This is a genomic window from Microbacterium sp. (assembly GCF_052102115.1).
Lineage (GTDB): Bacteria > Actinomycetota > Actinomycetes > Actinomycetales > Microbacteriaceae > Microbacterium.
This window is the reverse complement of the sequence record NZ_JBQDVP010000010.1, coordinates 24,729-32,677: the sequence shown is the minus strand read 5'-3', so window position 1 is coordinate 32,677 and position 7,949 is coordinate 24,729. Positions and strand designations below refer to the sequence as shown.

Sequence of the window (7,949 nt, the reverse complement as noted above, 5' to 3'; positions counted from 1 at the left end):
CCTAGTCATCCGCGGCATCCATTCCGGCATCGATCCGATACCCGGCGCCGGGCACGGTGACGATCACCCACGGTTCACCCAGCCGTTTGCGAAGCGATGACACGGTGATCCGCACGGCGTTCGTGAACGGATCGGCGTTCTCATCCCAGGCCCGCTCGAGCAGATCTTCGGCGCTGACGACGCCGCCTGCGGCATCCATCAGCACTTCAAGGACCGCGAACTGCTTTCGTGTCAGCGCGACATAGCGTCCGTCTCGGAACACCTCCCGACGGAACGGATCGAGACGGATGCCGGCGAGCTCCGTCGTCGGTGGTCGTGAGCGCGCACGGCGACGGTCGAGCGCCCGCAGTCGCAGCACGATCTCGCGCATCTCGAAGGGCTTGGTGAGGTAGTCGTCGGCGCCGAGTTCGAAGCCGGATTCCTTGTCGTCGAGGCGGTCGGCGGCCGTGAGCATGAGGATCGGTATGCCGCTGCCGGAGTCGACGATCCAGCGCGCGATGTCGTCACCGGACGGACCGGGGATGTCGCGGTCGAGCACGGCGAGGTCGTAGGAGTTGATGCTCAGCAGTTCGAGCGCGGTGTCGCCGTCCCCGGCGATGTCGGCGGCGATCGCCTCCAGGCGCAGCCCATCCCGGATCGCCTCGGCGAGGTAAGGCTCGTCCTCGACGATCAGCACGCGCATGGTGCGATCCTACGCATCAGCACTTATCGCGAGCATATGAAAAAGCGCATACGCGCTGGTAACCGGCGCCCGTGTTCTCTGGATGCATGAACACCGCAACTTCGTCCGCTGTCGTTCTTCGGCGGCGGGTCTTCGTGATCCTGACCGTGCTCGTCCTCGCTGTGGGCGCTGCTTTCGCCGTGCAGCATTCTTTGGCCGCAGCATCCACCGACCGCGATGCGAGCGAGTCGACGGGGGAGATCACGCCCGGCTCGACGCCGGTCGACTCCGTCATCGCACCGAGCGAGGCCGACGGCGTGATCTTCGACGGTGCCGCGTTATCGGTGTTCGACCAGGACAAGCCCGCCATCGCCAACCTTGACCCCGCGCTGCTCGACGCTCTCCGCCGCGCGGCGACGGATGCTGCAGACGACGGCGTCGAGTTCGTCGTCAACAGCGGGTGGCGCTCGGAGGCGCTTCAGCAGCACATGCTGCAGGATGCTGTCGCCGACTACGGGTCCGAAGAGGAAGCGGCTCGATGGGTCGCCACGTCGGCGACCTCGGCGCACGTCACCGGAGACGCGGTCGATCTCGGACCGCTGACCGCTCTGGACTGGCTGGCTCAGCGCGGCTCTGCCTATGGCCTCTGCCAGATCTATGCCAACGAGTCGTGGCATTACGAGCTGCGCCCGGAGGCCGTCGATCGCGGATGCCCGCAGATGTTCGCCGACCCGACCGAAGACCCGCGGATGCAGAGATGAGTGCTGTCGACGGCCGGATGGCTATCGACATTCAGCGCAGACCGGCGGATGCTGGAACCATGGCAGCTTTCACAGTGGACAGAGCATTCAGCGGTTTCAGCGTCGACGACATCGCCGCGGCGAAGGAGTTCTACGGGACGACTCTCGGGCTCGATGTCGAGGACAACGCGATGGGATTCCTCAACCTGCGACTGCCCAGTGGCGGGTCGATCTTCGTCTACCCGAAACCGAACCATACGCCCGCGAGCTTCACGATCCTGAACTTCCCGGTGGCCGACGTCGACGCCGCCGTGGACGAACTCATCACCCGCGGCGTGAACACCAAGATCTACAGCGACGAGGAGTTCGCCTCTGACGAGCGCGGCATCGTCCGCGGCGGGGGACACGGGCCCGACATCGCGTGGTTCCGCGACCCGGCTGGCAACGTGCTCGCCGTCATGCAGGCGTGAGCAGGTTTCGTCTCGCTTCGCTCGCTCAACGCCCCGCGGCTGACAGTCCCAGTCGTTGAGGGGGATGCGGAGAGACGCCGCGGGTCGTTGAGCGGAGGCGCGGAGCGCCGCAGACGAAACGGGGTGAGCGAGCGCAGCGAGTCGAAGCCTAGAGCCGGTCCACCCCCGTCACCGTCACGACGGCTTCGCCGGCCTCGTCGGATGCCGCCAGATCCACGGTCGCGGAGATGCCCCAGTCGTGGTCGCCGACCGGGTCGTCGAAGATCTGACGTGCCGTCCACTGCGTGGCGCCCTCGGTCAGCATCAGCAGCTTGGAGCTTCGAGCGTCCGGGCCCGTGAGGATCTCATCGTGGTCGTCGAAGTAGGCGTCGAGGGCGTCGTTCCAGCCGTCAGCCCCGAACTCCGCATCGAGCTCGGCCAGGGTATCGACGTCTTCGAGCGCGGCGAGCTGCACGCGACGGAACAGCTCGTTGCGCACCAGCGTGCGGAAGGCGCGCACGTTCGCGGTGAGGCGCTTGGGCGCGGGAGGCACGATCGGCTCGTCATCCGGGCGGTGCAGGTCGACGATGCCGTTGTCGGTGCCGGCCCGCAGTTCCTCCCATTCGTCGAGCAACGAGGAGTCGACCTGTCGCACGAGCTCGCCCAGCCACTCGATGAGGTCGCGCAGGTCGTCGTTCTTCAAGTCCTCGGGAATCGTCTGCGAAGCCGCGCGATAGGCGTCCGACAGGTACCGCAGCACCACGCCCTCTGAGCGCGCGATCTTGTAGTACGCGACATATTCCCCGAACGACATGGCTCGCTCGTACATGTCGCGCACGACGGATTTCGGGTGCAGCTCGAAGTCGCGGATCCACGGCTGCGCCGAGCTGTACGTCTCGAACGCCTGGTCGAGCAGCTCTTCCAGGGGCTTCGGGTACGTGATCTGCTCGAGCAGTTCCATCCGCTCTTCGTATTCGATGCCCTCGCGCTTCATCTCGGCGACGGCGTCACCGCGAGCGAGGAACTCCTGCTGGCTCAGCACCGCGCGCGGGTCGTCGAGTGTCGACTCGACGATCGAGATCATGTCGAGGGCGAAGGTTGCGGCATCCGGGTCCAGCAGTTCGAAGGCAGCCAGCGCGAACGGCGAGAGCGGCTGGTTCAGCGCGAAGTTCGGCTGCAGGTCGACGGTCACGCTGATTGTGCCGTCGGCACTCTGCTCGACGATCCCCGAATCGCGCAGCGTCCGGTAGATCCCCAACGCGCGCAGAGCGAGGAGACGCTGCCGCGCTCGCGGCTCATGGTTGTCGTATACCAGCGCGCGCATATTGCCGAATACGTCGCCGCCGCGTCCGATGACGTTGAGCAGCATCGCGCTCGTGATCTGCATGTGCGAGGTCAGAGTCTCCGGCTCGGCACCCACGAGCTTGCGGAACGACGGCTCACCCCACGACACGAATCCGTCCGGCGCCTTCTTGCGGATGATCTTCCGCTTCTTCTTCGGATCGTCGCCGGCCTTCTTGATCGCCGCGGCGTTCTCGGTCTCGTGCTCCGGGGCTTGGGCGACGACTGTGCCCGCGGTGTCGTAGCCGGCTCGACCCGCCCGCCCGGCGATCTGGTGGAACTCGCGAGCATTGAGCTGCCGCATCCGCGTGCCGTCGAACTTCGTCAGCGCTGTCAGCAGCACCGTGCGGATCGGCACGTTGATCCCGACGCCGAGCGTATCGGTGCCGCAGATGACACGCAGCATCCCGCGCTGGGCGAGCTGCTCGACGAGCCGGCGGTACTTCGGCAGCATTCCGGCGTGATGCACGCCGATCCCGGCACGCAGGAACTTCGACAGGGTCTTGCCGAACGCCGTCGTGAAACGGAACTCGCCGATGAGGGCCGCGATCGCGTCGCGCTGCTCGCGCGTCGCGATCTTCGTGCTCGACAGCGCCTGCGCCCGCTCCATCGCCGCGGCCTGGGAGAAGTGGACGATGTAGATCGGTGCCTGGCCGGTGCCGAGAAGATCCTCGACCGTCTCGTGGATCGGCGTCAGTTCGTAGAAGAAGTGCAGCGGCACGGGTCGTTCGACACCTGTCACGATGGCGGTCTCGCGGGAGGTGCGGCGGGTCAGGTCCGCAGCCAGATCGGTGACGTCGCCGAGCGTCGCCGACATCAGCACGAATTGCGCCTGCGGCAGGGTCAGCAGCGGCACCTGCCACGCCCACCCGCGCTCGGGGTCGGCGTAGAAGTGGAACTCGTCCATCACGACCTGGCCGACGTCGGCATCCGGGCCCTGACGCAGCGCGAGGTTCGCGAGGATCTCCGCCGTGCAGCAGATGATCGGCGCATCCCCGTTCACGGAGGAATCCCCCGTGATCATTCCGACGTTCTCGGGCCCGAAGATGTCGACCAGCGCGAAGAACTTCTCGCTGACGAGGGCCTTGATAGGCGCCGTGTAGTAGCTGCGGCGGCCCTCGACGAGGGCGGCGAAATGGGCGCCGATCGCCACGAGCGACTTTCCGGTGCCGGTGGGCGTCGACAGGATCAGGTTGTTTCGCGAGACGATCTCGATGACCGCCTCGTCCTGCGCAGGATACAACTGGATGCCGGTGGACTCTGCCCATTCCACGAACGCCGTGTAGACGGCATCCGCATCGGAGCCATCGGGACGGGTGGCCGGATCGAGAAGCGAAGGCATGATCCTTCGATCATCCCTCATGCACCACCCTGCTATGTCCAGCGCCGTTCGTCAGCAACGATCCCGGGCAGCCCGCGCCGCGTGCTCAGTGCGCCGCGGCATCCCGCAGCTGCGTCAACCAGGGAATGAGTTCGTCCATCGCCGTGAGGGCGACGCCGCCGTGACCCACGCCGGGGTAGGTGCGCGAGGTGACGTCAGTCCCTGCGGCCTGCTGAGTGCGCACGTACCCGGCGGTGATGTCCGGACGCACGAGGTTGTCGGCCTGTCCCTGTGCGACGAACAGCGGCATCGGCAGCGCTTCCTGCTGCGGGGTATTCGCGGCGAGCAGATCGTCCCAGGGGCTTGTGCTCTCGGGCGGATGCGAGATGAATCCGCCGATGAGCGGTGTCGCGATCTCATGCAGTTGATCGTTCTGGCCGAGCAGGCAGAGATCACTCATGCGCGGCACGGCTGCTGCGCCGGCGTCGGTGAGGATGAGGTCAAGAGGGTCGGGTGGCAGCGAATCCGCATAGGCGGTGGCGTAGGCAGAGAATGCGTAGGCACCGATCGTCACGCCCGAGACATCACCGACGTCGGCCCGGAGCAGGTCGCCGAGGTTCGTCGCGGGGGCGGCGACGGCGACTCCCAAGACCGTGAGCTCGGGTGCGTACTCGGCCGCATTCTGCGCGGCGAACAGTGCGGCGTGACCGCCTTGCGAATGCCCCCACAGGAGCAGAGCGGCGCCCACGCTGATGCCGGAGACCTTCTGCGCTGCACGGGCGAAGTCGAGCAAGTTCGCGGCCTCGGTGTCACCGAGGAGGAACGAGGGAGGCCCGGGCATCCCCATCCCGGCATAGTCCGGCGCGGCGACCACGAAGCCCGCGTCGAGCAGGTGCTCCAAGCCCTCGATCAGCGCGAACGGTGCGACCCCGATCGAGGGCGCACAGCGGGGCGCGATCCCTGTCGTCGGATGCCCCCACAGCACGAGCGTGCGCGGCCCGTCTGCTGCCGCGGCTGGCGTGATGATCATGCCAGACACGATCGTGTCGGCGCCGGTCTCGTCGGTCGAGTGGTACAGGACTCGCCATGCTTTCGCACCTGGCGGAGCGCCGACTGCGGGCGCGACGCGGACGACATCGCCTGGCATGCCCGACGGCGCCGGGCTCGGCACGGTGTAGAACGCTTGAACCTCCGGTTCGGCGAGCATCCCCTCTTCGACCCGTGCCGCGAAGTCGCCGAGTTTCAGAATGGCGGGGATGGATGCGACGAGCAGCGAGGCGAGCGCGACGGCGACGATGATGAGCACACGGTGTCGTGTCTCACGATGTCGTCCGCCTGTTTCGCCTTCGCGCATGACCCGCCCCAGATTTCGCGATCCTGCGAACATCATGCACCCGCGGTGCGGGCGTGCATAGAGCCAGGGTCAGGAACGGACGCGCTTGGACATCTCGGTGATCCAAATCGGAGCGAACGGCGAGATGCAGCCGGGCGCGGTGGGGTAGTCGGCGAGCACCTGCAGGTCGTTGCCGATCGCGAGCGCGCGCGGACGCAGCTCGGGGTTGCGGATGCCGATGTTCGCGAGCGTTTCGTTCATCGCCCACTGCGGCCGCGTCGGAGCATCCTTCATATCGCGCTCGATGAGGTCGAGCAGATGCGTGAGATCGAGGCCCTCCGGATTCTTCACCACCCGCACGGAGGTCAGCGACCACGCCGCGGCATTGACGGTCGGATCGGCGTCGCCGAACCAGCGCAGTCGCATCTCCTCGGCGAGCGGCGATTTCTTGGCGGCGTAGTTCACGAACCAGTCGTTGACCTTGGGCGGGCGCGTGTCGCGCAGCATCCGATCGAGTTCATCGGCGGAGAACTCGCGCGGTTTGCAGATCAGCAGCGCGAGCAGGCGGGCGGGCGTCTCGCCGGTCTCCCACAACTCCTTCGCGAGGGGATGGTTCGTCTTAACCTGCTTCGCGAGGGCGCGCATCTTCGACAGATGGATACCGTGATCATCGCCGCGCTTCTCATTCGCGGCCCGCATCTTCGGATCCTCGAGCGCTGCGAGCTCGGTGAGCACCTCCGGGACGGTCATGGCGGTCATGATTCCAGCGTAAGGCTGCATCTCGATTCCGTCGTGTCGGGGTTGTTGCGGGTGCAGCGACCTACACCTCGCAACAACCCGGACATGCCCGGCTTGCGTGTCCGAGAAACAGCGAGTCCGGCGGGCGGTGACCCGCAACTTCCCGGACATACGCAACCTGCCCGCCGCGACCGTCCGACTCAGTCGCCCCCGACGAGCTCCCCGCGAATACGGCGCAGGTCTTCCATGAGGGAGCCGATCAGGATCCAATGGCCGGATGCCGGGGGCTTGACCTGCAGCGGCGCGGTGAGCGCCGGGATCGTCGAGGTCTCAGACGACGCTTCCGGCGCGATGTCGGCGGACTGCACTGCGAGCCGCACGTCGTGCCCGGCCCGGCGCAATTGCTCAGCGATCGCGTGCACGGTCGGCTCGTCAGCAAGCGTGTCGTCGTAGTGGTCGAAGAACGCCCGTGTCATCCCGATCGCCTGCGTGACGATCGGCGAGATCCTATCCAGCAGTGCGCGCATCTCGGCGATCTCACCGCGCGCTGCGCGCCGCGGGTTGAGGGTCAGCGACTCCTCCCCGTCGGCGATGGATGCTTCAGCCGCGACCTGCATCGGTCGCAGCAGCCGGGCCTCGAGCATCAGCTCGTGCAGTTGCGCGGGCTGCTGTGTGCTGAGCAGTGCATCGGCGAGCCGGTCGAGGCTGGCGGCGATCTCGGTTCCGAGCAGCCCGAGGTCACGGCGTGCGGGGGCGGTGAGCACGGGCGCCACGACGAGCGCGTTCACGATCAGCGCGAACGCGACCCCGATCAGGGTCTCGACGATCCGGTGGATCGCGTACTGCGGGTCAGACGATCCGAGCGCGAGCACGAGCATGGCCGAGATCGCGACCTGGTTGCCTGCACCCGGAGATGCGCGGAGGGCCCAGGCCACCAGCATCGCCACGGCGATGGACAGCAGCACCACCCAGTTCTGCGGCCCGAGCAGCAGGCTCAGCAGCACCGCGATGACGACGCCGACGATCACGCCGACGCTGCGCTCCAGCGCTTTGGCGAACGACTGGTTGACGCTCGGCTGCACGACCAGCATCGCGGCGATCGCGGCGAACACCGGTAGGGGACCGGGGATCAGCCACCCGGCGATCAGCCACGCCCCGATGGTCGCGACGGCCGATTTCACGACTTGAAGCAGGGGTGCCCGTTTGGCGCTGCGCACTGCCGCCGTCATCCTCATGGCACAACGTTAGCCCTGCGGGCGTCACGTCATCGGCAACTGAGGTCACCCTAACCCCGTGTTACATTAGGGCAGGCTTACCAAAGCCGCCCGGCCTCGGCCACACCCCCCACACCCAGAACGAAGGGAAC

Annotated in this window: 7 protein-coding genes; 2 read left to right on the top strand and 5 right to left on the bottom strand. The window is 66.9% G+C overall.

Annotated elements, in window-relative coordinates; translation table 11 throughout:
* Position 1: 1 nt before the first annotated feature.
* The gene (locus ACTICP_RS05195; RefSeq protein WP_441890188.1) at positions 2-682 is read right to left on the bottom strand and encodes a response regulator transcription factor; all 681 of its coding nucleotides are present in this window, start codon (positions 680-682) and stop codon (positions 2-4) included.
* Between the two features lie 86 nt (positions 683-768).
* Here ACTICP_RS05195 and ACTICP_RS05190 point away from each other — a divergent pair, with 86 nt between their 5' ends.
* Positions 769-1,422: a M15 family metallopeptidase gene (locus ACTICP_RS05190; RefSeq protein ID WP_441890186.1), complete on the top strand. Its 654-nt coding sequence runs from the start codon at positions 769-771 to the stop codon at positions 1,420-1,422.
* A 59-nt stretch (positions 1,423-1,481) separates the two neighbouring features.
* A complete protein-coding gene (locus tag ACTICP_RS05185) occupies positions 1,482-1,871 on the top strand; it encodes a VOC family protein (protein ID WP_441890184.1) in 390 nt (129 codons plus the stop codon).
* A gap of 148 nt (positions 1,872-2,019) precedes the next feature.
* On the opposite strand, the gene ACTICP_RS05180 is transcribed toward ACTICP_RS05185, so the two are convergent.
* The 4 genes from ACTICP_RS05180 to ACTICP_RS05165 form a co-directional block, all read right to left on the bottom strand.
* Positions 2,020-4,533: a DEAD/DEAH box helicase gene (locus tag ACTICP_RS05180; protein ID WP_441890182.1), complete on the bottom strand. Its 2,514-nt coding sequence runs from the start codon at positions 4,531-4,533 to the stop codon at positions 2,020-2,022.
* 85 nt (positions 4,534-4,618) lie between these two features.
* Entirely contained in the window at positions 4,619-5,818 is a 1,200-nt protein-coding gene (locus ACTICP_RS05175; protein WP_441890180.1) for an alpha/beta fold hydrolase, read from the bottom strand.
* Positions 5,819-5,935: 117 nt separating this feature from the next.
* Positions 5,936-6,604 carry a DNA alkylation repair protein gene (locus ACTICP_RS05170; RefSeq protein ID WP_441890178.1) on the bottom strand — a complete coding sequence of 223 codons (669 nt, stop codon included), beginning with the start codon at positions 6,602-6,604 and terminating at the stop codon, positions 5,936-5,938.
* A gap of 179 nt (positions 6,605-6,783) precedes the next feature.
* Positions 6,784-7,818, bottom strand: coding sequence for an FUSC family protein (locus ACTICP_RS05165; protein WP_441890176.1), 1,035 nt, complete (start codon positions 7,816-7,818; stop codon positions 6,784-6,786).
* Positions 7,819-7,949: the final 131 nt, after the last annotated feature.

What these genes read in the sequence shown, in the direction of transcription:
- ACTICP_RS05195 (WP_441890188.1), bottom strand. Translation starts at nt 682, where the DNA reads ATGCGCGTGCTGATCGTCGAGGACGAGCCTTACCTCGCCGAGGCGATC.
- ACTICP_RS05185 (WP_441890184.1), top strand. Translation starts at nt 1,482, where the DNA reads ATGGCAGCTTTCACAGTGGACAGAGCATTCAGCGGTTTCAGCGTCGAC.
- ACTICP_RS05170 (WP_441890178.1), bottom strand. Translation starts at nt 6,604, where the DNA reads ATGACCGCCATGACCGTCCCGGAGGTGCTCACCGAGCTCGCAGCGCTC.
- ACTICP_RS05180 (WP_441890182.1), bottom strand. Translation starts at nt 4,533, where the DNA reads ATGCCTTCGCTTCTCGATCCGGCCACCCGTCCCGATGGCTCCGATGCG.
- ACTICP_RS05190 (WP_441890186.1), top strand. Translation starts at nt 769, where the DNA reads ATGAACACCGCAACTTCGTCCGCTGTCGTTCTTCGGCGGCGGGTCTTC.
- ACTICP_RS05165 (WP_441890176.1), bottom strand. Translation starts at nt 7,818, where the DNA reads ATGAGGATGACGGCGGCAGTGCGCAGCGCCAAACGGGCACCCCTGCTT.